Source organism: Isoptericola maris, assembly GCF_048065335.1.
GTDB classification, from domain to species: domain Bacteria; phylum Actinomycetota; class Actinomycetes; order Actinomycetales; family Cellulomonadaceae; genus Isoptericola; species Isoptericola rhizosphaerae.
The window spans coordinates 82,815-105,985 of the sequence record NZ_JBLUNY010000006.1 but is presented as its reverse complement, the minus strand read 5'-3'; the positions used below and the strand labels follow the sequence as shown (position 1 = coordinate 105,985).

General features: G+C 73.2%; 17 protein-coding genes. 9 read left to right on the top strand and 8 right to left on the bottom strand.

The annotated features are described in order from the left end of the window. Positions 1–113: 113 nt before the first annotated feature. A complete protein-coding gene (locus ACH5HR_RS10700; protein WP_416477786.1) occupies positions 114–1,304 on the top strand; it encodes a glycosyltransferase family 4 protein in 1,191 nt (396 codons plus the stop codon). On the opposite strand, the gene ACH5HR_RS10695 is transcribed toward ACH5HR_RS10700, so the two are convergent. Beyond that, complete coding sequence (locus ACH5HR_RS10695) at positions 1,264–1,896, bottom strand: phosphatase PAP2 family protein (RefSeq protein ID WP_416477785.1); 633 nt, start codon at positions 1,894–1,896, stop codon at positions 1,264–1,266. The two genes, ACH5HR_RS10700 and ACH5HR_RS10695, sit on opposite strands and share 41 nt — an antisense overlap. Before the next feature lie 151 nt (positions 1,897–2,047). Here ACH5HR_RS10695 and ACH5HR_RS10690 point away from each other — a divergent pair, with 151 nt between their 5' ends. Further along, the gene (locus ACH5HR_RS10690; RefSeq protein ID WP_416477784.1) at positions 2,048–3,214 is read left to right on the top strand and encodes a glycosyltransferase family 4 protein; all 1,167 of its coding nucleotides are present in this window, start codon (positions 2,048–2,050) and stop codon (positions 3,212–3,214) included. Positions 3,215–3,345: 131 nt separating this feature from the next. Beyond that, the gene (locus ACH5HR_RS10685) at positions 3,346–4,404 is read left to right on the top strand and encodes a PDDEXK nuclease domain-containing protein (protein ID WP_402374489.1); all 1,059 of its coding nucleotides are present in this window, start codon (positions 3,346–3,348) and stop codon (positions 4,402–4,404) included. On the opposite strand, the gene ACH5HR_RS10680 is transcribed toward ACH5HR_RS10685, so the two are convergent. Then, the gene (locus tag ACH5HR_RS10680; protein WP_416477783.1) at positions 4,373–5,350 is read right to left on the bottom strand and encodes a glycosyltransferase family 2 protein; all 978 of its coding nucleotides are present in this window, start codon (positions 5,348–5,350) and stop codon (positions 4,373–4,375) included. The two genes, ACH5HR_RS10685 and ACH5HR_RS10680, sit on opposite strands and share 32 nt — an antisense overlap. After that, positions 5,343–6,224, bottom strand: a complete 882-nt coding sequence (locus ACH5HR_RS10675) for a hypothetical protein (RefSeq protein ID WP_416477781.1) — start codon at positions 6,222–6,224, stop codon at positions 5,343–5,345. The genes ACH5HR_RS10680 and ACH5HR_RS10675 overlap by 8 nt, the downstream gene beginning before the upstream one ends. A 195-nt stretch (positions 6,225–6,419) precedes the next feature. On the opposite strand from ACH5HR_RS10675, the gene mfd reads away from it, so the two are divergent. From mfd to ACH5HR_RS10660, 3 genes are all read left to right on the top strand, one after another. Beyond that, positions 6,420–10,046, top strand: coding sequence for a transcription-repair coupling factor (gene mfd / locus ACH5HR_RS10670; protein WP_416477780.1), 3,627 nt, complete (start codon positions 6,420–6,422; stop codon positions 10,044–10,046). Positions 10,047–10,282: 236 nt separating this feature from the next. After that, on the top strand, positions 10,283–11,458 hold the full coding sequence (locus ACH5HR_RS10665) for a nucleotidyltransferase family protein (protein WP_416477779.1): 1,176 nt from the start codon (positions 10,283–10,285) through the stop codon (positions 11,456–11,458). Beyond that, a complete protein-coding gene (locus tag ACH5HR_RS10660; RefSeq protein WP_402374499.1) occupies positions 11,455–13,341 on the top strand; it encodes an ABC transporter ATP-binding protein in 1,887 nt (628 codons plus the stop codon). Before ACH5HR_RS10665 ends, ACH5HR_RS10660 begins: the two co-directional genes overlap by 4 nt. Here ACH5HR_RS10660 and ACH5HR_RS10655 read toward each other — a convergent pair. The 4 genes from ACH5HR_RS10655 to ACH5HR_RS10640 all read right to left on the bottom strand — a co-directional run bounded on the left by ACH5HR_RS10655 (position 13,293) and on the right by ACH5HR_RS10640 (position 16,057). Beyond that, positions 13,293–14,267, bottom strand: coding sequence for a hypothetical protein (locus tag ACH5HR_RS10655; protein WP_416477778.1), 975 nt, complete (start codon positions 14,265–14,267; stop codon positions 13,293–13,295). The genes ACH5HR_RS10660 and ACH5HR_RS10655 overlap by 49 nt on opposite strands. Then, positions 14,264–14,707, bottom strand: a complete 444-nt coding sequence (locus ACH5HR_RS10650) for a lasso peptide biosynthesis B2 protein (RefSeq protein WP_416477776.1) — start codon at positions 14,705–14,707, stop codon at positions 14,264–14,266. The genes ACH5HR_RS10655 and ACH5HR_RS10650 overlap by 4 nt, the downstream gene beginning before the upstream one ends. Beyond that, entirely contained in the window at positions 14,704–15,855 is a 1,152-nt protein-coding gene (locus tag ACH5HR_RS10645; RefSeq protein WP_402374505.1) for an asparagine synthase-related protein, read from the bottom strand. The genes ACH5HR_RS10650 and ACH5HR_RS10645 overlap by 4 nt, the downstream gene beginning before the upstream one ends. A 70-nt stretch (positions 15,856–15,925) precedes the next feature. After that, on the bottom strand, positions 15,926–16,057 hold the full coding sequence (locus tag ACH5HR_RS10640) for a lasso RiPP family leader peptide-containing protein (protein WP_402374507.1): 132 nt from the start codon (positions 16,055–16,057) through the stop codon (positions 15,926–15,928). A 199-nt stretch (positions 16,058–16,256) separates the two neighbouring features. Between ACH5HR_RS10640 and ACH5HR_RS10635 the strand changes: the two genes are divergently transcribed. Then, positions 16,257–16,511, top strand: a complete 255-nt coding sequence (locus ACH5HR_RS10635) for a PqqD family protein (RefSeq protein ID WP_402374509.1) — start codon at positions 16,257–16,259, stop codon at positions 16,509–16,511. A 268-nt stretch (positions 16,512–16,779) separates the two neighbouring features. Further along, positions 16,780–20,847: an endo-1,4-beta-xylanase gene (locus ACH5HR_RS10630; protein WP_416477774.1), complete on the top strand. Its 4,068-nt coding sequence runs from the start codon at positions 16,780–16,782 to the stop codon at positions 20,845–20,847. Positions 20,848–20,927: 80 nt separating this feature from the next. Here the strand turns inward: ACH5HR_RS10630 and ACH5HR_RS10625 are convergent, their stop codons facing one another. Beyond that, positions 20,928–21,620, bottom strand: a complete 693-nt coding sequence (locus tag ACH5HR_RS10625; protein ID WP_416477772.1) for a hypothetical protein — start codon at positions 21,618–21,620, stop codon at positions 20,928–20,930. 184 nt (positions 21,621–21,804) lie between these two features. Here ACH5HR_RS10625 and eno point away from each other — a divergent pair, with 184 nt between their 5' ends. After that, positions 21,805–23,085: a phosphopyruvate hydratase gene (gene eno / locus ACH5HR_RS10620; protein WP_402374515.1), complete on the top strand. Its 1,281-nt coding sequence runs from the start codon at positions 21,805–21,807 to the stop codon at positions 23,083–23,085. Positions 23,086–23,171: the final 86 nt, after the last annotated feature.

The window sequence follows — 23,171 nt, the reverse complement described above, 5'->3', positions numbered from 1 at the left end:
CACCGATTCTGCCTGGCGAGCCGGACCGTTGCACCCATCGATGCTGTCCGTCGTCGGCCCCCGGAGCGTGTGGCGGACCATGCCGCACGGGCCGCCCACGACGAGGTGAGGGCGTGCTGAGCGTCGCGCTGGTGACGAGCTCGTTCTGGCCGCGGGTCGGCGGCGTCGAGGAGCACGTGCGCCAGGTGGCCCGTGACCTGCACGGACGCGGACACCGGGTCACGGTGTGGGCGGTGGACCAGGGCGACGACGGGCCGGACCAGATCGACGGCGTGCGGGTGCGGTACCTGCCGTGCCCCATGCCGGCCCGAGATGCCGCGTCCCTCGCACGATTCACCCGCGACGTGACCCGGGCGGCGCTCGCCTGGCGGGACGCGGTGCGCGCCGACCGCCCGGACGTGCTGCACGTGCACTGCTTCGGGCCCAACGGCCCGTGGGCCGCGGCGACGGCGCGCCGCACGGGGATCCCGCTGGTCCTGACCTCGCACGGCGAGACGTTCGCCGACGCGAACAGCGTGTTCGACAGGTCCCGGCTGCTCGCCGCCGCACTGCGCCGGACCGTGTCGCGGGCGATCGCGGTGACCGGCCCGTCCCGCTTCACGCTGGAGGACCTGGAGCGCCGCTTCGGCCTCGCGGCGGGGAGCGGCATCGTCGTCCCGAACGGCGTCGACCTCCACGAGGCGGGCGACGGTGCGGCCACGGAGGCACCCGCAGGGCTGCCCGGCCGCTACCTCCTGGCCGTGGGCCGGATGGTCCGCGTCAAGGGGTTCGACCTGCTGCTGGAGGCGTTCTCGCGACTCGCCGCCGACGACGCCGGCCTCGGGCTCGTCCTGACGGGCGACGGGCCGGAGGCTGCGGCGCTCGCGCGACGGGCCGACGATCTGGGGCTGGCGGACCGGGTGGTCCTGCCCGGTCGCCTGGCGCCCGCCGGCGTCGCGGCAGCCATGCGCGGTGCAGCGGCGGTGGTGGTCCCCAGCCGGTTCGAGTCGTTCGGGATCGTGGTCCTGGAGGCCTGGCGGGCGGGGGTGCCGGTGGTCGCCACCACGCGGGGCGGCCCGCCGGAGTTCGTCACCGACGGCGTCGACGGGGTGCTCGTCGACCCCGAGGACGTCCCGGCACTCACCCGTGCTCTGGCGCGGGTGCTCGGCGACCAGGACGCCGCCGACCGCCTCGGCCGGGCGGGGGCGCGCTCGGTCCGCGACTACACGTGGGGGCGCGTGGTCGACGCCTACCTGGAGCTGTACGGGTCGGCTGTGCCCGCGGCTACCCACGGTCTCGTGCCCCGGGCAGCCGACCGCGCCTGACCGCCCCCCGCCCCAGCACGCCCAGCGCGGTGGCGGTCACGGCGGCGACGAGCAGGACCGAGCCGACGACGTCGCCGGGCCGGTGGGCGTGGTTGACCACCGACCCGAGGGCCGCGGCGACGACCAGGAACGCTGCGCCGGTCAGGACCGCGGGGGTGGGTTCGCGCGGCCAGAGCAGGACGACGGCCAGGACGAGTGCGGTGGTGGCCGCGACGTGCGTCGACGGGAACGTGTTGACGTCCGGCCCGCCGCTCAGCCCCGTGCCCGCCCCCGGGCGGTCCAGCACCTGGCGCAACCCGTACGCGGCCACGGTCGAGACCGCCACGACGAGCAGCGCCGTCGTGACCGCCGCCCAGCGGCGCCGGACGAGCGCGAGCACGCCGAGCATGACGACGACGGCGGCGAGCAGCAGCGGGAAGACGCGACGCAGCAGCTCCCCGACCGGCTCGAACCAGTCGAGACCGACGACGACGCGGAGGCGGAGCCACTCGTCGGCCCCCCGGCCCGGCGCGGTGTGCACGGAGACGAGGTAGACCAGGGCGCACCCGACGGCGCAGGCAGCACCGGTCAGCAGCAGCGCGCGTCGGCTCATCGGACTCCGATCCCTCGTGACGATCATCCCGTGACCGTCCCGCGGGGCCGAGGCGCGTCCGGGTGAAACTCCGGGTGAACCACCCGTCCCGGACCGCCGGCGCCGGCGCCGCCGCGTCTCCGCCGGATAGCGTGCGAGGGTGCACCCCACGGTGGCTCACCTCGATCACTCCCGCGCCCACGGCGGCGCCGAGCTGGCGCTGCGCCGCACCGTCCTGGCCGCGGAGGGCTGGACGCCGCAGGTCTTCCTCCCCGAGCCGCTCGCTGGGCGGCCTGCCGGCGGTGCCGGTGACGCCGAGATGGCGGACGGGCCGTTCGGAGACCTCCTGCACCGAGGCGTCCCCGTCCATCTGGCAGGACCTCCGCAGCGGGCCGGGCTGTCCGCAGGGACGGGCGTCACGGGCGGGCTGCGGGGCGCAGCCGGCTTGCTGCGGGTGGCCCGAGCGCTCCGGGCCGACCCGGCGTTCCGGGGTGCCGCCGTCGTGCACGCCAACACCACGCGCGCCGCGGTCTACGGGGCGCTCGCGGTGGACCGGCGGCGGCAGGCGTTCGTGGTCCACCTGCGCGACCTCGTCACCGCGGAGGGCATGGGCCGGCTCGCCCACGAGGCGATGCGGCGGTGGGTGCTGGGCCGGGCCGACGCCGTCGTCGCGAACTCCCGCGCCACGCTGGACTCGGCGCGCCCCTACCTGGCCGCCGGGGCCGAGCAGCTCGTCCTGCAGAGCCCCCTCGGGCTCGAGGACCCGGTGCCCGCCGGGACCGTCGCGGACGAGGTCCGCACCGTCGGCATGGTCGCCCGGCTCGCGCCGTGGAAGGGGCAGGAGCTGCTGGTGCGGGCCTTCGCCCGGGCCTTCCCGGCCGGTGACGTCCGGCTGCGGCTCGTCGGTGCCGCCCAGTTCGGCGAGGACGACGACGTCGCGCTGCGCGACCTCGCCGGCCGTCTCGGCGTCGCCGAGCGGGTCGACCTCGTCGGTCACGTCGAGGACGTGGCGGCCGAGATCCGTCGGCTCGATGTGTGCGTGCAGGCGTCGCTCCGGCCCGAGCCGATGGGGCAGAACGTGCTCCAGTACCTCGCGCTGGGCCGGCCGACCGTCGTCGCCGGGGCCGGCGGGCCGCTCGAGTGGGTGACCGACGGCGAGAACGGGCTCGTCTTCACGCCCGGCTCCGTCGAGTCGCTCGCCGGAGCGCTCGGCCGGCTGGCCGCGGACCCTGCGCTGAGGGCGCGCCTGGCGGCCGCTGCGGCTGCGACGCCGGGCATCGCCTCCGACGCCGAGGTGGCGCGGCGGCTGGGCGAGCTGTTCGGCTCGCTCGGCCGCTGAGCAGGACCACCGCCACCTCGCACCCGCTTGGAGCTCGCCACGATCGCAGCGAGCCGGAGCGGTGTCGTCGATGCTCGCCGATCGCCCGGGCAGCGGAGGCGCTGTCGGTGGGGTGGGGCACGATGTCGCGCATGACGTCTCCGGGGAACGAGCTCGAGCCGGTCGGTTATGCCGAGCTGTTGGCTGATCTGAAGGCGCGGGTGCGCGCGACGCGGTTTCGGGCGGCGCGGGCGGCGAACACCGAGGTGTTGCGCCTGTACTGGTCGGTGGGGCACGACATCCTCGAGCGGCAGCAGACTGCGGGCTGGGGGAGCAAGGTCGTCACGTCGTTGGCGGCGGACCTGCAGCGCGAGTTCCCTGACCAGCGTGGCTGGTCGCGCTCGAACCTGCTGTACATGCGGCGGGCCGCAGAGACTTGGCCCACCGAGGAGGAGTTCGTCCACCACGTTGGTGGACGATTGCCGTGGCGGCACGTGACCGTGCTGCTCGACCGGCTCAAGAGCCGCGAGGAGCGGGACTGGTACGCCGCCCGGGCGGTGGAGGACGGGTGGTCGCGCGCGGTGCTCGAGCACCAGATCAAGGCGGACCTTCGCGGTGCCGTCGGAGCGGCGCCGACGAACTTCACCGCTGCCCTCGAGACCCCGGACTCCGAGCTGGCGCAGCAGCTGGTCAAGGACCCCTACGTCTTCGAGCATCTGGCCCTCGTGGAGAAGGTCGCCGAGCGCGATGTCGAGCAGGCGCTGATGGACCGGCTGCAGGACACGATGCTCGAGCTCGGTCGCAGGATGGCGTTCGTCGGACGCCAGGTGCGCCTGAGCGTGCCGGACGACGCGAGCGACCGCGTCGACGAGTTCTTCGTCGACCTGCTGTTCTTCCACGTCGAGCAGCTGCGCTACGTCGTGGTCGAGCTCAAGATCGGTCCCTTCGAGCCCGCCCACGTCGGCCAGCTGGGAACGTACGTGGCGATCGTCGACGACCAGTTCCGTCGCCCCGAGATCCACGCGCCGACGATCGGGATCCTGCTGTGCACCGGAAAGTCCGGGCCCACCGTGCGGTACGCGCTGGCCAGCACCAGCGCGCCCGTCGCCGTCGCGGACTACCAGGGGCTGCCGGCGGACGCTCGCGGCGTGCTGCCCAGCGCGGCAGAGCTCGAGGCCGTCATCGAGGACGAGCTCGACCACCGCCCCTGACGACGTCGGTGCGCCGGGCGACCGCCCCGGCCCGCAGCCCGACGACGACGCCGACCAGCTCGATCGGCGCGCGCACGACGGCCCCGACCAGGTGGCGTACCGAGTCCCGGGACGGCGCCCGCACGGCACGCCCGGCTGCCGAGCGCACCTCTCGGGCGGTGTGCCGCAGGACCGTCACCGGGTAGGCCCGGGTGTGCGACGCCGTCGGGCCGAAGACCCGCACCAACATGGCGGCGTGGTTGCGGCGCGCGACGTAGTGCCAGCGGCGGTCGAACCGGTCGCCCCGGATGCTGTACGGCGCGGAGACGTGCCGCACCACGGCGGCCGGGTTGAACACCAGCCGGCGCCCGAGGGCCCGCTGGCGCAGCGCGATGTCGGACTCCTCGCACACGCACGGTGCCGGGTAGCCCCCATGGACGCCGCCGACGTCGAGGATGGCCTGCCGGCGGAACGACATGTTCGCCCCGAGGAAGTGGTCGACGGCGACCACGCGGCCGGGATCGGCGGTGAAGTTCCCGAGCAGGCGCCCGTCCGGCAGGAGACGGCCGATCGCGTCGAGGCCCACGCGGTCCTCGCCGGGCGCGCCGTTGACGATGCGGCCACCGACGCCCGTCACGGCCGGGTCGGCGTAGGGCGCGAGGATCTCGTCGAGCCAGGTCTCGGCGACGTAGGCGTCGTCGTCGACGAACGCGACCACGTCGCCGCGGGCCGCAGTGACGCCGAGGGCCCGGGACTCGGGCGTCCGGCCGGCACCGAGGTCGTTGCGCAGGTAGAGCGCGCCCGGGAAGTCCTCGACGACGGCCCGCGTGGCGCCGTCGGGCGACGCGTCCACGACCAGCACCTCCAGCGGTGGCGTGCGGAGCGCGGCGAGGTGCTCCAGGCACCGGCGCACGTGGTCCGGGCGACGGTACGTGGGGATGACGACGGAGGCCGTGAGCTCAGTCACGGGGTGCCTCCGGCGCGATCGTGGACAGGCGGAACCACTCCGGGTGGCGACGCAACGGCGTCGTGAGCACCGTGCGCCGCGGGTGGCGCGACCGGGTCGCCCACCGCCGGTACACCTCCGGGCGCGTGTACGCGGCGGAGTGGCCGGACCAGCCGAACTTGCGGCGCATGTCCTCGTCGTCGCGGACCCACGAGTAGTGGACCACCGCCTCGTCGAGGCCGATCACCTCGTGCACGATCGTGTCGGGGCCGTGGGCCGGGTCGGTATTCCGCGCGCGGAGGTCGACGCGGTGGTGGATCGCCGCGTCCGCCTGGCGGGCGCACGTCAGTGTGGTTCCGGGGCGGACCGCCAGCGGCCCGGGATAGCCGGCGACAGGCCGCCAGAACCGGGTCGAGGCCTCCAGGTATCGCCCGCCGCCCGGCGCGTCCCCCACGCGTGCGTAGAGCCACCGGGAGGGATAGTCGAGGGCGGTCGCGCCGACGTCGTGGGCCTGGCCGATCGCGCCGAAGAAGGTCGCGGGCGCGACCAGGACCTCGTCCGTGTCGAGCTGCAGCACCCAGTCCGCGCCGTCGGAGGCCTGGTCGAGCGCCGCCTGGCGCTGGTGGGTGTCGTTGTCGAGGGGTTCCTGGTCCGCCCGGTAGTAGTCGCCAGGCACGTACTCGCACTTCCCGGCAACGTCCAGGCCCTTGATGATCCTGAGGCACTCCTCCACCGGGAGCGGGGTACCGGACCACGAGGTGCTGCTGCGGTCGTAGGACACGACGATGCGGTCCACGCGGTCGTAGTACGCGCGGACGCTCGCGGCGAGGTAGGCGGGGTCCGCGGCGAGCACGTAGGCGTTCAGGCGGACCGGCGCCGGACGGGCGGGCGGCACACGTGCAGCGTAGGCGCACCGTGGGGGAACGCAGGCGGGCGCTCGCGGGTGAAACCCGGTGATCGGCGAGGGTTCACCCCCGGAGCCGTCGCACCCGTATCTGCCGTGAGTGTCCCGGCGTACCCTGGGACCGTCAGCCCGCACGCCCCGTCCCGGGGTGAGGTGGGCCCGTCGCCGTGCGCCCGAAGGACCTTCATGAACCTCACCGGCATCGTTCCTGCTCTGCTCGCCGACCCCGGTGCGGCCGCTGCCCTGGAGGCCGTGCCGCTCGGCGGTGAGGTCGACGTCGTCGGCCCGAAGGGCGTGCGTGCCCCGCTCGTCGCCGCCGCGGCCGAGAAGCGTCCCCTCGTGGTGGTCACCGCCACCGGGCGCGACGCCGACGAACTCGCCGCCGCCGTGCGCGCCTACCTGCCCGACGAGCGGTACGACGACGTCGCGGTCCTGCCGGCGTGGGAGACGCTGCCGCACGAGCGGCTCTCGCCCCGCGCGGACACGGTGGCCAAGCGGCTGTCGGTCTTCCGCCGGCTCGCCCACCCGGACGCCGACCCCGGCAACGCGCAGGCCGGTCCGGTGCGGGTCCTCGTCATGCCCGTGCGCGCGCTGCTGCAGCCGGTCGTCGACGGGCTCGGCGAGCTGGTCCCGGTGGAGCTGCACACAAGTCAAACGGCGGACCTCACCGACATCGGCGACCGTCTCGTCGCGGCGGCCTACACCCGGGTGGACATGGTGGAGCGTCGCGGTGAGTTCGCGGTGCGCGGCGGCATCCTCGACGTCTTCCCACCTACGGAGGACCACCCGCTGCGCCTCGAGTTCTGGGGCGACGAGGTCTCGGAGATCCGGTGGTTCTCGGTGGCCGACCAGCGGTCGCTGGAGATCGCCGACCGGGGGCTGTGGGCGCCGCCGTGCCGCGAGATCCTGCTCACCGACGCGGTGCGTCGGCGGGCGGCGGAGCTGACCGAGCAGCTCCCCGGCGCGATCGACATGCTGGACAGGCTCGCCGCGGGCATCGCCGTGGAGGGCATGGAGTCCCTGGCGCCGGTCCTGGTGGAGCGGATGGTGCCGGTCCTGGAGCTGGTCAGGTCCGACTCGCTGCTCGTCCTCGACGAGCCGGAGCGGGTGCGCCGGCGCGCGCACGACCTGGTGGCCACGACGGAGGAGTTCCTCGCGGCGGCCTGGACGGGCGCCGTCGCGGGCGGTGACGCACCGCTCGACCTCTCGGCCGCGTCCTTCGCGACCTTCGCCGACACCCGCGAGGTCGCGGCCCGCCGCGGGCTCGGGTGGTGGACGCTCTCGGCCTTCTCGTTGGAGGCGGCCGGAGCCGAGGCGGACGACGACGGCGTCGCGGCCGCGGTGTCGACCTCGGACGACGACGCGACCACCTTCACGATCGCGGCGCGCGACGTCGAGTCGTACCGCGGCGACGTCGCGCGTGCCCTGGACGACGTGCAGGGGCTGCAGAAGGCCGGCTGGCGCCTGGTCCTGACCACCGAGGGACCTGGCCCGGCGCAGCGCATGACCGAGCAGCTCCGCGCCGCGGACACGGCCGCCCGTCTCGTCACCGAGCTGGACGATGTGCCCGAGGGCGGCGTCGTGCACGTGGCGCCCGCACTGGTGGGCAAGGGGTTCGTGGTCCCGGAGCTGCAGCTCGCGGTGTTCAGCGAGTCGGACCTCACGGGCCGCCAGGGGTCGTCGACCCGCGACATGCGCCGGATGCCCTCGCGGCGACGCAACGTCGTCGACCCCCTGCAGCTCACGGCCGGCGACTTCGTGGTGCACGAGCAGCACGGCGTCGGCCGGTTCGTCGAGATGGTGCAGCGCACCCTCGGCGCGGGCGCGAGCGCCGCGACGCGCGAGTACCTGGTGATCGAGTACGCGTCCTCCAAGCGAGGTCAGCCGGGCGACCGCCTGTTCGTGCCCACCGACCAGCTCGACCAGGTCACCAAGTACACCGGTGGCGAGTCGCCGAGCCTGTCCAAGATGGGCGGTGCCGACTGGAAGAACACCAAGGCGCGCGCCCGCAAGCACGTCAAGGAGATCGCGAGCGAGCTCATCCGGCTCTACTCCGCGCGGATGGCCACGCAGGGGCACGCGTTCGGACCGGACACGCCGTGGCAGCGCGAGCTGGAGGACGCCTTCGCCTACGTCGAGACCCCCGACCAGCTCGTCACCATCGACGAGGTCAAGGCTGACATGGAGAAGTCCGTGCCGATGGACCGTCTGGTGTGCGGCGACGTCGGCTACGGCAAGACGGAGATCGCCCTGCGGGCGGCGTTCAAGGCCGTGCAGGACGGCAAGCAGGTCGCCATCCTGGTGCCCACCACGCTGCTGGTCCAGCAGCACTTCGACACGTTCTCCGAGCGGTACGCCGGGTTCCCGGTGAACGTGCGGGCGCTGTCGCGCTTCCAGAGCGCCAAGGAGTCGGCGGAGACGCTCGAAGGCCTCAAGGACGGCACCGTCGACGTCGTCATCGGCACCCACCGCATCATCACGGGGTCGGTGCACTTCAAGGACCTGGGCCTGGTGATCATCGACGAGGAGCAGCGGTTCGGCGTCGAGCACAAGGAGACGCTCAAGCAGCTGCGCACCAACGTGGACGTCCTGGCCATGTCGGCGACGCCGATCCCGCGCACCCTGGAGATGGCCGTGACCGGCATCCGCGAGATGTCGACGCTGGCGACACCGCCCGAGGAACGCCATCCCGTGCTCACCTACGTCGGCGGGTACGAGGAGAGGCAGATCTCCGCGGCGGTCCGGCGCGAGCTGCTGCGCGAGGGCCAGGTCTTCTACGTGCACAACAAGGTCGAGTCCATCCAGCGGGCCGCGACGCGACTGGCCGAGCTCGTACCGGAGGCCCGGATCGGCGTCGCGCACGGCAAGATGAGCGAGCAGCAGCTCGACCAGGTGATCCGCGCCTTCTGGGAGAAGGAGCTCGACGTCCTGGTGTGCACCACGATCATCGAGACCGGCATGGACATCTCGAACGCGAACACGCTCATCCTGGAGCGTTCCGACACGCTCGGGCTGTCGCAGCTCCACCAGCTGCGCGGGCGGGTGGGCCGTGGCCGGGAGCGGGCGTACGCCTACTTCCTCTACCCGCCGGAGCGTCCCCTCACCGAGACGGCGCACGACCGGTTGGCCACGATGGCGGCCAACACCGACCTCGGCGCGGGCATGCAGATCGCCATGAAGGACCTCGAGATCCGCGGCGCGGGCAACCTGCTCGGCGGCGAGCAGTCCGGGCACATCGCCGGCGTCGGGTTCGACCTGTACGTGCGCATGGTGGGGGAGGCCGTGGCGGCGTTCCGCGGCGACGCCGAGGCCGAGGCGCCCGAGATGACGATCGAGCTGCCCGTAGACGCCCACCTGCCCGAGAAGTACATCGCCACCGAGCGCCTGCGGCTCGAGGCGTACAAGAAGATCGCCGCCGCCCAGGACGCGGCCGCGCTCACCGAGGTGCGCGACGAGCTCGTCGACCGGTACGGAGCCCTGCCGGAACCCACGGAGGCCCTGTTCGAGGTCGCCGAGTTCCGCAACCACGCCCGCCGCGCCGGCCTGGCGGACGTGACCGCTCAGGGCAAGCACATCCGGTTCGCGCCGGTCGACCTGCCCGAGTCGGCGCAGATGCGGCTCAAGCGGCTCTACCCGGGCACGATCCTCAAGCCCGGCATCCGGGCCGTCCTGGTGCCGTTCCCGACGACGGCGCGCATCGGCGGCAAGCCGTTGCGCGGCACCGCCCTGCTGACCTGGGCGCGCCAGCTCATCGACGCGGTGGTCCTCGGCGAGGTGGGGGCTGCGGCGACGGCCGGCACGGCGGCGCGGTAGGCGCAGCACGGCCGGCCGACCGCCTCGGGCGACGCCGGCCTCCGGCGAAGGACGCGGCGCTCGCCCGGTCGACGTCGACCCCGGACCGGCGAGGAACGCCAGGCGGTCGCCCACCGACGCGACCCACAGCAGGACGCTGTGCGGTGAGCCGTCCGGCAGGAGCGACGCCAGGTCGGCTCGGGTGAAATCTGCGTCCGCGGTGTCATTGCGGGCCTCCGGCGAGCGATGCTCAGCAGGTGGAACTCGTGGAACGGCCCGCAGCGCGGGCGACCGGCTCGGCTCTGCGCCCACTGGCGCAGCTGCTGCTCGACGCCACGTTCGACCGGCCGGGCGTCTTCTCCGACGAGCTGGGACGGGTGACGGGCGAAGAGCTGTGGGAAGCAGGCCTTCTGCACCGGGTCACACCGGCCGTCGCGCGTGCCGTGCGGGGCTGGTCCGAGGTCCCCGAGGCATGGCGGGCACCGCTGGAGGTGGGGCGCAACCGGCAGATGCTCCGCCACCTGCGGGCGCTGGAGGACCTCAAGGTCCTCGGCGCGGCCCTGGACCGGGCTGGCATCGCCTGGGTTGTCGTCAAGGGCGCGACCCTCGCCTCCGTCGTCTGGCCGCACGCCGACATGCGCGAGTACTACGACCTGGACCTGCTCGTGCAGCCCGCGGCGTTCCGGGACGCCGTCGAGATCGTCGAGGCCGAGGGCGGCCGGCTCCTCGACCGCAACTGGCCGGCGCTGCGGGCGTCGCGACGCGGGGAGCTGGCGATGGTGGGTCGCCACGGCACGCACGTGGACCTGCACTGGCACCTCGCGGTCGCGCCGTCCGTGCGCCGGGCCTTCGCCCTCGACGTCGACGCGATGCTGGCGCGACGGCGCCACCGTGAGCTCTCGGCCACCTCGGTGCCGATGCTCGACCCCGAGGACCAGGCGCTGCACGTCGCGGTCCATGCCGCCCAGGCCGGTGCGAACCGGCTGATGTGGCTCGCCGACGCCTACTACGCCGCGCAGCAGGTCGACTGGGACGTGCTGTGCGACCGCTCCCGTGCCGCGCGTGCGGAGGTCCCGGTGGCCCTCGTCCTGGACCGGGCGTACCGCGTCGCCGGGGAGCCAGGAGTGCCGCACCCCGGTTTCGAGCGTGCCGCCGCGGGATCCTGGGGCCGGCTGGCCCGCGCACGCGACGCCCGGCACCCCTTCCCCGGGCTCCCGGGAGACCCCCGGCTCGGCGGCGCCGTGTACAGCGCCGCGCGAGCGTCGGTCGTCGCCAGCGCAGGCCACCTCGTCGCGCTGCACGCCCGGGCACGCCGGGACGGCTGGCGTCATCGGACCGGGCGCGACGTCGCGTGGCCGCTCCAGCAGGACGTGCCCGACGCCGGTGCCCGGGACGCGTACTTCGCCGCCGCCGCGAGCGGTGAGCGACGGTGAGCGCCGTCCGGACCGCCACGGGCGACGGCGAAGCTGGGCGCGGTGGTTCGGTCACCGCCAAGGGACGACGGCTGGTCGACCTCGTGCGCCGTTCGACCAGGATCGTGTGGCGGTGCAGCCCTGGCCTCTTCATGACGCTCGTGGCACTGCAGGTCACCGCCGCCGTGGCGCTCGCCCTGCAGGTGCTGGTCGTCGCGCAGGTACTCGAGCGGATCCTGGACCTGCCCGACGCCGGCATCACGCCGGGCCTCGTGTGGTCGGTGGTGGCGCTCGCGAGTCTCATGGCGCTCGGCTCCGTCGTCACCGTGGCGCAGGGCAGCGTGCGGCGGCTGGTCGGCGAGCTGGTGGCCCGCTCCATGGCCGAGAAGGTGCAGGACGTGGCGACCACCGTCCCGCTGCGCAACTTCGAGTCCCCGGAGTACTTCGACAACCTGCAGCGCGTGCGGCAGAGCGCCATGTCCCGGCCGTTCCAGGTCACGCAAGGGCTGTTCACCGTGATCGGGGCGCTGGCCGCCTGCCTCGGTGTCGGGGCGGCGCTCGTCTCGCTGTACCCGTGGCTGCTCCCGCTGCTCGCGGTCGGCGCCGTCCCGGTGCTGCTGACCAGCCGCCGCGAGAGCGCGCTGGAGTTCCGGTTCTCCGTCGACCAGACGACCAACCAGCGCGAGCGCACCTACGTCAACTACGTGCAGACCAGCCGGGACGAGGCGAAGGAGATCCGTGCCTTCCAGGTGGCGCCCTGGTTGCGCGAACGGTTCCGCGCCCTGTACGACACGTACCTCGCGGCGTTGCGCCGGCACCTCGGCCGTCGGCTGCGCCTGTCGGTGCTCGGTCAGACGCTGTCCGGTCTCGTGCTCGTGGCCACGCTGCTGCTCCTGGTGCTGCTGATCTCTCGTGGCGAGGTCAGCGTCGCCGACGCAGGTGCCGCCATCGTGGGGATCCGCGCCCTGCAGGGGCAGATCCAGGGGCTGGTGGGCGGCATACAGCAGATCCACGAGTCAGGGCTCTACCTCGACGACCTCGAGGCCTTCTTCCGGCACCACGAGGACGAGGCCTCCACGGTTCCCCGCGCCGTCGACGGGATGCCACCGTTCGCGGGGGTCCGTATCGACGGCGCGACCTTCCGGTACCCCGGCGCGTCGGTCGAGGCGCTGACCGACGTGTCGATCGAGGTGGGACCGGGGGAGGTGGTCGCCGTCGTCGGGGAGAACGGGTCGGGCAAGACCACAGCGGCGAAGGTGCTGGCCGGGCTGTACGAGCCGGACGACGGCACGGTGCTCTGGGGTGAGACGCCGTACAGCAAGCTTGCCGAGGACGACCTGCGCAGCCGGGTCGCGGTGATCTTCCAGGACTTCGTCCGCTACGCGTTCTCCGCGGCGGAGAACATCGCGCTCGACGGTGCCGGGCCCCAGGCCCGCCGTGACCCGCACGGCGCCGAGCAGGTCCGGCAGGCCGCACGAGCCGCCGGGGTGGACGGCGCCCTGGCCCGCCTGCCGCACGGATATGCCACGCGCCTGTCACGGATGTTCGACGACAGCTCGGACCTGTCCGGCGGGCAGTGGCAGCGGGTCGCCATCGCCCGCGCGTTCTACCGTGACGCCGACCTGGTCATCCTCGACGAACCGTCGGCGGCGCTGGACCCGCGGGCCGAGCACGCCCTGTTCACCTCGCTGCGGGAGACCCTGCGCGGCCGGTCAGCCCTCTTCATCTCGCACCGGTTCGCCACTGTGCGGGGAGCGGACCGGATCTACGTGATGGACTCCGGGCGGGTCGTCGAGTCCGGTACGCACGCCGAGCTGATGGCCGAGCGCGGACTGTATGCCGAGCTGTTCGACCTTCAGGCCGGGGCGTACTTCCCGGACGGCTGGTCCAGCGCCGCCCCCTGATCGCCCAGCGCCGCGACCAGCTCGGCTCCCAGGCGCTCGCGGAACGGCGGCCCCCACGGCACCTGGGCGGTGAAGACGGGGACGTTCGCGGCGAGGGTCGACACCCCGGCGAACTGCGCTGCGGTGACCTGGGGGTCCTGCCAGCCGAGCAGGCGTGGGAACTGCATGAGGGCGAACGCCGCGTCGGCTCCGCGGACCTGGTCGACCTGCAGCTCGTCAGCGTCCCGCCGGGGGAGCGGGACCACGAGCGCGCGGAGCGGGACGCCGTCGTCGGCCGGACGTCCGGGTGCCAGCAGGTCGCGTCCGTCGGCGCTGCGGCCCTGGTGCGGGGAGTCCGCACCGAATCTCTCGGTCAGGGTGTCGGCACCCTTGCGCAGGCGCAGCTCGGTGGCGCCGAGCCGGGCGACCGCGTTGCTCCCGGGGTCGTCGACCCGCAAGACGTCGTCGGTGACGAGCGCTCCACCCTCGGCACACAGCAGCGCCGCCATCGTCGACTTGCCCATGCCCGACCGCCCGACGAACCCGACCGCCGCGCCACCGAGCTGGACGGCGCTGGCGTGCAGGACGACGTGCCCGCGCAGGTACAGCTGGAATGCCATGAGCGCACCGGAGGCGAGCACCCGTGCCACGCCGGTGTCGGCGCCCTCGACCACGTGCCACGAGACGTCCTCGAGGTTCGGACCGAGCACGAAGTCGCAGGTGCCGTGGAACCTGAGCACGTAGCCGTCTGCGGTCCGCGTCGCCGTGTACCAGGGGCGCTCGGGGCTGGCGTAGTGCAGGAGGACCTGACCCGGGGGATCGTCGAACGTGTGGCTGCGGTCCGCCCCGCGCCGCAGCCGGACGCGGCCGTCGGCGGCGACGGTCCCGGTGCGGGAGGGCATCGGGACGTCGCTGTCGATGGACAGTCCGTAGAGCGTGGTGGTCATGCAGGGCTCCCGATCCGTGTCTGGTCGAACTCCAGGTACATCCACGTCGCGCCCTCGGGGTCGAGGTCGGCACCGTCGATGCGGAGCCAGGCGTGCGCCCGCAGCTCGGTACCGTCGCGCCGCACACCCAGCACGATCTGCGGGTCGCGGGAACGCAGCGTGCGGCCCAGCAGCAGGGCCGTGCGCAGGCACGTGCCGTTGACCCAGCGCAGGCGCAGGACGCGCCGGTCGATGCGCAGCGCGCGCAGCTCGTGGGACGTGAGCTGCGTGGTGTCGAAGGCTGGGCGGGCCGTCGAGCCCGGAGCGCCGCCGAGGCGCAGGCCGAGCAGAGCGGCGGTCCGCCGCAGGCCGAGCGTCCGCAGACCAGTTTCGGCCACCAGGTAGACCGATGCCGACCGGACTGCTCGCAGCAGGCCGGTGACGCGCCGTCGCGCGTTCACGCGGCGCCCTCGGCGGGGCTGCGGACCTGGCTGGCGAGCCAGGCGGACTGGAGCAGCAGACCGGTGGGGCCGGGTGGACGCTCGCTCGACCATGCCTCCTGCAGGGCCTCGGCGTCGACGAGGTCGTGCGGCACACCCCTGCCGTCCCAGTTCCGGGCGAACTCCCGGGTGGCCTCGCCGAGGTAGGCGAGGGTGAAGGTCGCCTTGGAGGTGCGCGCGAGGACCGTGTCCGGGAGGACGTCGCGGAAGACTGCTCGCATGCCGTCGGTGCGCGAGGAGAAACCTGTCGGGTGCCGGTGGGCGACGGCAGCGAGGAAGGTCGGGTCGAGCAGCGGGTGGGTGACCACCGCGTCGTGCTCGGCGGCCAGCGCGGAGTAGGTCCGGAAGAACTCGGTGACCGATCGCCGGCGCGCGACCCACCGCAGCGAGCCACCGAAGGCCAGCGGCTCGGCGAGGTCGTCGGCGCACACGCGCTCGGCGAGCTCGCGCCGCGCGTCGGCCCGGAGCCATGGCGTCGTGAACGGCATGGCGTGCTGCCGGGAGCGGAGCAGGCCGGGAGCGAGAGACGTCACCGCTGCTCGGCGAGGGCTGCCGGGGGCGAAGGGATGCAGTGCAGCTCGGCGCAGCGGCCGGATGCGGCGGTCGCCGAAGACCTCGTCGCCTCCCTCCCCGGTGAGGACGGCGCCGCCGGCGCACCGCTCGAGCAGCGGCCAGCGTGCGTGCATCGTGGCCGGCCAGAGCAGGCCGTGGCGGCGCAGGCTGTCCTGGGCTGCCGGCCCGAGCAGGTCGTTCTCGGTGGTGACGGGCAGGCGCCACCAGTCGCGGAGCCCCAGGTGGCTGACGACGGCGTGCTGCCAGTCGGACTCGTCGGCCTCGGCGATCCCCGGATAGACGAACGTCACCGGGATCGGGTCTGGTGCGCCGGCCAGGGCGGTGGCTCGGCATGCCGCGGCCAGGACGGCCGAGGAGTCCCGGCCTCCCGAGAACGTGACGAAGATCTGGCGCGTGCCGGCGTGGCGCGCGATGGCCGTGACGAGGGTGTCGAGGGCAGACGCCGACGTCCGTCGTCGGGGCGGGGGCTCGACCAGGCCGGGCATCCAGGACCAGGCGATCTCGTGCGGCGTGGGTCGATGGACGTCGAGAGTCATGTCGGTCTCCGCGCCGGTCGGCGGCACCCGCGACGGTGCCGCGGGGCCGCCGACGTGCTGCGGGAGAGGGTCAGGAGACCCCGCCACCGCCGTCGTCCTTGGGGCCGCGGAACAGGTCGCCGTCGAAGTTCCAGTCGAGTTGGCCCTCGAGCGTGACGTCGGCGACCGTGCCGACCTCGCGGATGCCGGGCGCTTCGTACATGGGAGTACCTCCTGGTTGTCGTGCCGGACGAATTCAGTATTGCCAGCGCGCTCGAGCCGCGGCAGACGCGGCGAGGGTGAAAAGGGCTGGTGAGCGGGTGAATGGCGGGCGCCTGCGGATGAAATCGCTCGATCGGCCGGTGAGGCACTTCCAGCGGTGGTTTGATGCCTGCGGACGACCGCGACGATCGGAGAACACCATGCGGCTGCGGGCAGACGGGTTGACCTGGCAGGAGGTCGACGGCGAGCTGGTGCTCCTCGACCTGAACACCTCGAAGTACCTGACGACCAACGCGGCCGGCACCCTGCTCGCCCAGACGCTGGCCGACGGCGCGACCGAGGACCAGCTCGTCGGTGCGCTCGTGGACGCCTACGGGATCGACGAGTCCGTCGCGCGGGCCGACACCGCGAGCTTCCTCGCGGACCTGCGCGACCAGGACCTGCTGCGCGACTGACGTCCCCGACAGACCAACGTGCGTGCCGGCTCGTGACAACTCCTGCCGGACACCGTGATGAGCCGGCACGCACGTTGCCCGTACTGATCCGGCGATGAACGCCGGAGGACCGCTGTCGCGGTAGATAACGATTTCGCAGCGGTTCGTTCAGCCATTGACCTTAAATCGGCGCCCCCGTAGCGTGCCGGATGACGGGGCGCGGCGCGCCTCGCCCGGGGCCGCGAGCATCGAGGCCGGTGCCCCGGTCGCACATCGCAAGGGAGCGACGATGAGGCTAAGGATCACCAGGACGGTCGCGGGGCTCACCGCGGCCGCGCTGGCGGCGAGCGGTGCAGCAGGTGCCGCCGTCATGGGAGCGTCAGCAGCGGTGGCGGACGACGCCGTCGTGCTGGAAAACGATTTCGACACGGCGTCGGACCCGTGGGGCCCGCGCGGCCCGGTCGAGCTCGAAATCACCGACGACGCGCGCACCGGCGCCGGCGCCCTCGCGGTGACCGGCCGCACGGGGGAGTGGAACGGCCCGGCCACGGACGTCAGCGGACTGTTCGCCGAGGACGGCGTGTACCAGGTCGAGGCCTGGGTCAAGTTGCCCGCCGAGGCGCCGGACGCCACCGACCTCCACTTCACCGTCCAGGAGACCTCCGCCGACGGCGACGCGTACACCTGGGTCGGTGGAGCGGTCAGCGCCACGGCTGACGAGTGGGTCCAGGTGGGCGGCACGTACACGATGCCCGCCGGCCTCACCGACGCCCAGCTCTATCTCGAGGCCGCCCCCGTCGGCGACGTCCACCCCGACTTCCTCGTGGACGACCTGGTGATCACCGGCCAGGAGGTCGACAGCAGCCTGCCCGACGGGTTCGTCCCCGGCGGAGCGGTCAGCCCCACCGCCACCCCCGTGTCCGCGGCGCAGCCCGGCACCGCGGGGGGCCCGGTCGCCGCGCTGACCTTCGACGACGGCCCGAACCCGGGCACGACGCCGGCGCTGCTCGACTTCCTCGCCGAGCACGACCTGCCCGCGACGTTCTGCGTCATCGGGCAGAACATCGAGGCCGACGGCGGCGCGGAGATCCTGCGCCGGATCGTGGACGAGGGGCACACCCTGTGCAACCACTCCACCGGTTACGCCGACATGGGCTCGATGACGCCGGAGCAGGCCCAGGCGGACATGATCGCCAACCTCGACATCATCCGTGACGCTCTCGGCGACCCGCAGGCCAAGGTGCCGTTCTGGCGCGCGCCGAACGGCTCGTGGGGCGCCACCCCGGGTGTCGCGGTGAACCTCGGCATGCAGCCGCTCGCGGTGACGAACACGATCGCCGACTGGGAGACGCAGGACGAGGCCACGCTGGCCGAGAACCTGCGCGCCGCGATGACGGACGGCGAGCTCGTCCTGGTGCATGACGGCGGCGGCGACCGCTCCGGGTCACTCGCCGCGGTCGAGACCGTGGTCACCGAGCGCCTGGCCGACGGCTGGGAGTTCGCGCAGGTGCAGGGCACGCCCCCGGCGTCCGGCGCCGTGCTGAGCACCGACTTCGAGGACGGCCTGGACGGCTGGGGCCCGCGCACCGGGGACGAGACCGACCCCACCGTGGAGATCACGACGGCGGACGCCGTCTCGGGCGAGGCCGCCGCGCTGGTCACCGACCGTGACGGGCAGGGCGACGGCATCGGCCGGGACGTCTCGGAGGCGCTGACCTCCGGGGTGCGCTACGAGTTCAGCGCACAGGTGCGGTTCGCCGAGGATCAGGAGGCGGACGCCGTCTGGCTGTCGCTGGCCACCACCGCCGACGGCTCGACGTCGTACGCGACGCTCGCGCAGTGGTCCGGTGTGACGGCGGACGGCTGGACCGAGGTCACCGGCTCCTTCCAGGCCCCGGCCGGCGAGGAGCAGGTCCTCTACCTCGAGACGGACTACAACGGCACCAACACGAGCGACATCCTGGTGGACGACGTCGTGGTCGCCGTGCCCGAGCCGGCGGTGGTCCAGGACCTCACGCCGATCAAGGACACCGTGCCGTTCGCGACGGGCGTGGCGATCGACTCGCGAGAGACCAGCGGGTCGGCCGCAGAGCTGCTCCTGCGGCACTTCAACCAGATCACGGCCGAGAACCACATGAAGCCGGAGGCCTGGTACGACGACGAGCGCACGTTCCGTCCGCACCCGGAGGCGATCGCGCTGATGGACTTCGCGGCCGAGAACGACCTCGCGATGTACGGCCACGTGCTGACGTGGCACTCCCAGACGCCGGAGTGGTTCTTCACCGACGACGCGGGGGAGCCGCTCACGGACTCCGCCGCCGACCAGCAGGTCCTGCGTGACCGGCTCCGGGAGCACATCTTCGCCGTCGTCGAGTGGCTGGCCACCTACGGCGAGTTCGGTGCCGACAACCCGGTGAACGCCTTCGACGTGGTCAACGAGGTCATCTCTGACGGCGCCACGGACGACGGCCTGCGCCGCAGCGAGTGGTACCGGATCCTCGGCGAGGAGTTCATCGACCTGTCGTTCGAGTACGCCGACGAGGCCTTCAACGACCTCCACGCCGCCGACGGCGCGGATCGCCCGGTCAAGCTCCTCATCAACGACTACAACACCGAGCAGGGTGGCAAGCAGGACCGTTACGTCGCCCTCGTCGAGCGCATGCTCGAGCGCGGTGTGCCGCTCGACGGCGTGGGGCACCAGTTCCACGTCTCGCTCGCCACGCCGGTCTCGGCCCTGGAGATCGCGCTCGAGCGGTTCGAGAGCATGCCGGTCACCCAGGCCGTCACCGAGCTCGACGTCACCATCGGCACCCCCGAGACCGAGGCGAACCTCATCGAGCAGGGCTACTGGTTCCGGGACGCGTTCCGGATGTTCCGCGACCACGCCGACTCGCTGCACGCCGCCACGGTCTGGGGCCTGACCGACGGCCGTTCCTGGCGTGCCGACAACGGGGCGCCGCTGGTCTTCGACGACGCCTACCAGGCCAAGCCGGCCTACTTCGGGATCGTCGACGGCGACCTGCCCGTTCAGCAGCGGTCGGCCAACGTCTTCGCCGGCACCGTGGACCTCGACGGCTCCGCGGCCTCCTCGCCCCGGTGGGACCGTCTGCCGCTGCACGAGATCACCGCGGCCGGCGAGGACGTCGCCGGGTTCCAGCTGCGCTGGGCCGCCGACCACCTCACCGCCTACGTGTCCGTCACCGACGGTGCGGCCGAGGCGAGCGACGCCGTCACGTTCGACCTCGACGGCACGACCGCCGTCGTCGGCCGCGACGGCACCGTGACGGGGGATGCGACCGCCGAGGTCGTCGAGACCGACGCCGGGTACGACGTCGTGGCGCACCTGCCGCTCGGCGGCGTCGCCGAGGGAGACACGCTCGCCCTCGACGTCCAGGTGGACGACGGCGGCACGTCCGCCGGGTGGAACACCCCCGGCGCGTACGGCACGCTCTCGCTGCTCGAGGAGCTGAGCCACGTCGAGGTGGTCGAGGCGCCGGAGGCACCCACGGTGGACGGGGAGGTCGACGAGGTGTGGTCCGCGGCGAACGCCGTGACCACGGCGAACCGCGTCGAGGGGTCGGACGGTGCCGTGGGGACCTTCCGGACCCTGTGGACGGACGACACGCTGTACGTGCTGGCAGAGGTGCCGGACCCGGCCGTGGACGTCAGCGGCTCCGACCCCTGGATCCAGGACTCGGTGGAGATCTTCCTCGACGCCGGCAACGCCAAGAGCGGTGCCTACCGGGCTCAGGACACGCAGATCCGCATCAGCGCGGAGAACGTGGTGTCCTTCGGCACGGGTGACGCGGCAGAGCAGGAGGCCCGGCTGACCTCGGCGGCCACGCTGACCGAGGACGGCTACCTCGTCGAAGCCGCGATCGACCTGCTCGACCAGGGCGGTGCGGGGACGTTCCAGGGCCTGGACCTGCAGGTCAACGACGCCACCGACGGCGCCCGGACCTCGGTGACCACCTGGGCCGACCCGACCGGCACCGGCTACCAGTACACGCACCGCTGGGGCGTGGCCGAGCTGGTGGCGGCGCCCGTGCCGCCCGCGCCGGACTGGGAGTCCGGGCAGGTCTACACGGCCGACGACGAGGTGACTCACGACGGCGCCCTGTACCGCGCGACGTGGTGGACCACCGAGGAGCCGGGCAGCTCGCCCTGGGGCTCGTGGCAGGAAATCGCCACGGCGTCGGACGGGACGGCGCAGTGGACCGACTCGCGCATCTTCACCGCGGGCGACGTCGTCGTGCACGACGGCGACCGCTACGAGGCGAAGTGGTGGACCCGCAACCAGGCGCCGGGGGACAAGCACGGCCCCTGGGCCGAGGTGGTGGCAACGGCCGCGAGGTAGTACCGCACCCGACGAGGTAAGGGGGCGCCCACCCAGGTGGGCGCCCCCCTACCTCCGCACGAGCCGCACTACCTCGGCGGTCAGGCCCCCGGGTCGGGCTCGGGCGCCTGTTCGAGCATGCCCGCGATGCGCTGCTCGAGAGCCTCGGTGGCGGCGTCCGGCAGCACGAGGATGCCCTCCAGCTCCTTGGTGGCCCGGCGGTAGGCCGACTGCCGCTCCACCTGGGTGGCTCCCTCGTCGTCGGCGAGCGCCAGGAGCTTCTTGGCTCGGTCGAGCGCCCGGCGCTCCTCGGAGGTGAAGTCGGAGGCCCGACGGCGCTTCGCCTCGCGCTCGGCGATGTCGAAGGTGAGCTGGTACTCGCGGACCGCCGCGCGGTAGCGCTCGAGCCGCTTCCGGTCGCGCAGCTCCTCCGGGTCGTCGGGCCGGAGGCCGTCGGCGTCGCGGCGGGCGCGGTGGAAGTCCACGGTGACCTGCTCGCGCATGTCGGTGATGACGGGGAACTCGAGGCTCTTCACGGCGTCGAGCTCGTACTCGAGCCAGCGGCTGTTCGTCGTGTCGTGCTCGGCGAGCGTCCGGTCGATCTCGCTCGTGAGGGCTTCCTCCGCCTCGGCGGTGGCGAGCTTGTCGGCGTGCTTGAGCCGGTACAGCTCGATCTTGTCGCGGCGGCGGCGTTCGTCCCACTTCTGGGCGCCCTTGAACCATCCGCCGACGACGCCGCTCAGCGGAAAGACCAGCCACCAGTAGGAGCCGATGAAGTCCCAGAAGCCGTCCACCGCCATCACGATAGTGGGTGGGCGCCCGGCGGGTGGCCCACCACGTGGGCGCGGGCGCACCGGTTCCGGGACGGGGCTACGCTGGGGGCGTCAACCCTCCATCGTCGCGGGCGTCGGCGGTCCCGGGCGCATGCGTGCCTGAGCCGGGCCGCGGCGGCCCGCGTGCCCTCTCAAAGGAGCATCCGTGGCAAGCATCGAAGCCGTTGGCGCGCGCGAGATCCTCGACTCTCGCGGCAACCCCACCGTGGAGGTCGAGATCGCCCTCGACGACGGGACGTTCGCCCGTGCCGCCGTCCCGTCGGGCGCCTCCACGGGCGCCTTCGAGGCCGTCGAGCGCCGGGACGGCGACTCCGGCCGTTACCTGGGCAAGGGCGTCGAGGGCGCGGTCAACGCCGTCATCGACGACATCGCCCCGGAGCTCATCGGGTACGACGCCGAGGAGCAGCGCCTCATCGACCAGACGCTGATCGAGCTCGACGGCACCGCGAACAAGGGCAAGCTGGGCGCGAACGCGATCCTGGGCGTCTCCCTCGCGGTGGCCAAGGCGGCGGCGAAGAGCGCGGGCCTGGACCTGTTCCGCTACGTCGGCGGCCCCAACGCCCACGTGCTGCCCGTGCCGATGATGAACATCCTGAACGGCGGGTCCCACGCGGACTCGAACGTGGACATCCAGGAGTTCATGATCGCCCCGATCGGTGCGGACACCTTCAAGGAGGCGCTGCGCACCGGCACCGAGGTCTACCACGCGCTGAAGTCGGTGCTGAAGGCCGAGGGCCTGGCCACCGGTCTGGGTGACGAGGGCGGCTTCGCCCCGAACCTGTCGAGCAACCGTGCGGCGCTCGACCTGATCATCACGGCGATCGAGAAGGCCGGCTACACGCCGGGCTCCGACGTCGCGCTGGCGCTGGACGTGGCCGCGACCGAGTTCTTCTCGGACGGCTCGTACCAGTGGGAGGGCGGCGCCAAGACGCCCGACGAGATGGTCGCGTTCTACGAGGGGCTCGTGGCGGACTACCCGCTGGTCTCCATCGAGGACCCGCTGTCCGAGGACGAGTGGGACTCGTGGTCCGCGCTCGTGGCGAAGGTCGGCGACAAGGTGCAGATCGTCGGTGACGACCTGTTCGTCACCAACCCGGAGCGTCTCGCCAGGGGCATCGAGACGAAGGCCGCGAACTCGCTGCTGGTCAAGCTCAACCAGATCGGCTCCCTCACCGAGACGCTCGACGCCGTGACGCTCGCGCAGCGCAACGGCTTCACCACGATGACCTCGCACCGTTCCGGCGAGACCGAGGACACCACCATCGCGGACCTGTCCGTGGCCACCAACGCCGGTCAGATCAAGACCGGCGCCCCGGCCCGTGGTGAGCGCATCAACAAGTACAACCAGCTCCTGCGCATCGAGGAGGCGCTCGACGACGCCGGCCGGTACGCCGGTCGCTCGGCGTTCCCCCGCTTCCAGGGCTGACGCACTCGGCCTTCCCAGGCCCGACGACGGCCGGTCCTCTCCCCCGGCGGGTAGCGGCCCGCGGCGTGCCCCCCCCCGGGTGCGTT

Bases quoted from the DNA above. Each gene is read 5' to 3' on its own strand.
- ACH5HR_RS10695 (WP_416477785.1), bottom strand. From the start codon at position 1,896: ATGAGCCGACGCGCGCTGCTGCTGACCGGTGCTGCCTGCGCCGTCGGG.
- ACH5HR_RS10685 (WP_402374489.1), top strand. From the start codon at position 3,346: ATGACGTCTCCGGGGAACGAGCTCGAGCCGGTCGGTTATGCCGAGCTG.
- mfd (WP_416477780.1), top strand. From the start codon at position 6,420: ATGAACCTCACCGGCATCGTTCCTGCTCTGCTCGCCGACCCCGGTGCG.
- ACH5HR_RS10655 (WP_416477778.1), bottom strand. From the start codon at position 14,267: ATGACCACCACGCTCTACGGACTGTCCATCGACAGCGACGTCCCGATG.
- ACH5HR_RS10645 (WP_402374505.1), bottom strand. From the start codon at position 15,855: ATGACTCTCGACGTCCATCGACCCACGCCGCACGAGATCGCCTGGTCC.
- ACH5HR_RS10640 (WP_402374507.1), bottom strand. From the start codon at position 16,057: ATGTACGAAGCGCCCGGCATCCGCGAGGTCGGCACGGTCGCCGACGTC.
- ACH5HR_RS10635 (WP_402374509.1), top strand. From the start codon at position 16,257: ATGCGGCTGCGGGCAGACGGGTTGACCTGGCAGGAGGTCGACGGCGAG.
- ACH5HR_RS10630 (WP_416477774.1), top strand. From the start codon at position 16,780: ATGAGGCTAAGGATCACCAGGACGGTCGCGGGGCTCACCGCGGCCGCG.